Origin of the sequence: Acinetobacter sp. ABJ_C5_2 (genome assembly GCF_044538485.1) — a bacterium.
Taxonomy (GTDB): domain Bacteria; phylum Pseudomonadota; class Gammaproteobacteria; order Pseudomonadales; family Moraxellaceae; genus Acinetobacter; species Acinetobacter nosocomialis_A.
This window is the reverse complement of sequence record NZ_JBIUCS010000076.1, coordinates 1-1587: the sequence shown is the minus strand read 5'-3', so window position 1 is coordinate 1587 and position 1587 is coordinate 1. Positions and strand designations below refer to the sequence as shown.

Genomic DNA, 1587 nt, shown 5'->3' with positions numbered 1-1587 from the left:
AGTAGTGATTATCTTTTGTATTGCTTTGATACAAAAAAGATTGTTACGGGAGGATATAACGGTTTTTTGGTTTGGAAAAGGGTGTGAAAAAATTAAAATTGATTTATATCATTTTACTGAGAGATTATTAATAAAAGAAGAGTTGGTTTTTAAATTATAAATTAAAGATTAGTTTTCTTTAATTATTGTGATATAGTTTTGGCTGTTTTTTGCGAAATTTTACAATTTTTAATAGAGTTGTAAGTAAGCGTAAGAAACAGAACCTCATTATAACCATTATTATTTACTCTAAGTAAAGTGCAAAATTAGAGGCCATCATCTAAGATAGTTATCCTGAAAAAATGTTCATGTAATAGAAATAGAATTATAACCGTCAAATAGTATTAAAACTCGATCCACCAAATAAAGTTCTGTTATATAAGCCTGTCCATTTATATGATAAAACAAAAATCTATTAGATAAAGATGGAAATATAGTTCATCGAAAATAAACAGATATATATATTTCTATTGGAGATTATAAATAATGAAGTTAGAACAAATTGAAACGGCAGATATGGATGTGAAAAGTATAAAAATTTATAAAGATAATATATATATTTTATTTTTAACAGTTTATGATACATGCTTAAAAAAATATATAAAAAATGTGGAGTTGGTTTTTTCTAATTGGAGTTCATTTACGCTTGAAAAGTATGATAGTACTATTGAGGAATATAAACAATTTGATTTATTAGAAATAAATAGGAGTAAAGAATTTTTTACTTTAATACAGATTATAAATATCTTTGAAGATGTAATTGAACTAGAGGGTTTTAATAATGATGGTGAGTGGAATAAGGTGATCATTTTTAATCCTTCATATAAATTGAATGTTATCAATATTGATAATTTCCAAACAAATATTTTATAATGATGATGTAAAATCTAACATTTTTATGGAAACGGAAAATTGATTCAGTAAAGAAAGATAGCAAAAGGAAACTGAATTTTTGAGTACAAGATAAAAAATGCTAAAATCTTTCAAGCTAAAAGGACTTATTTTAATATGCTACATATACAAATGTAACATGGGTGGTGAGTATCACCCAAATGAAGCACTTACATCAAATTCCTGAAAAATAATCTTCCACATATAAAGTGAAGTGATTATAATATAGAAAAAAAAGCACCAAGTAATGGAAAAAAGCATATTTTTTATGATGAATAGACAGAAATTAATTTTTGATGAAACGAAATATCCAATAACATGGCGTTATAACTCAGTTGATTGTTCTTTATCAGATGAGGATAAACATAAAATTATTTTCTTGATACAAGATGAATCTAAAAAGCTTTGGGACTTTTTATTTCCTTTTAATCAACTGATGGAAATTAAAGAAAATTATTTTTTACTAGTTGAAAAAAAAGATTTAGATTTTAATGAGGAGCTTAATTCGCGAGATTTTTTTGTTCAAAAATTACAAGCAACTGAATTATTAATTTTTTTTTGGGGAAGAAATAATTGTGCAATTATTTCATCAAGTATACTTATAAAATCATGGAATGATTTTTTCTATCCAAGTGATGAAGATTGTATTGTTTATTT

General features: G+C 24.4%; 2 protein-coding genes. Both read left to right on the top strand.

Features of this window, described 5'->3' with window-relative positions; all coding sequences use genetic code 11:
* Window positions 1–525: 525 nt before the first annotated feature.
* On the top strand, window positions 526–912 hold the full coding sequence (locus ACH8JV_RS19380) for a hypothetical protein (RefSeq protein ID WP_396523268.1): 387 nt from the start codon (window positions 526–528) through the stop codon (window positions 910–912).
* Between the two features lie 286 nt (window positions 913–1198).
* A partial coding sequence (locus ACH8JV_RS19375) for a hypothetical protein (protein ID WP_396523266.1) occupies window positions 1199–1587 on the top strand: 389 nt, incomplete at its 3' end.

Bases quoted from the DNA above. Each gene is read 5' to 3' on its own strand.
- ACH8JV_RS19380 (WP_396523268.1), top strand. From the start codon at position 526: ATGAAGTTAGAACAAATTGAAACGGCAGATATGGATGTGAAAAGTATA.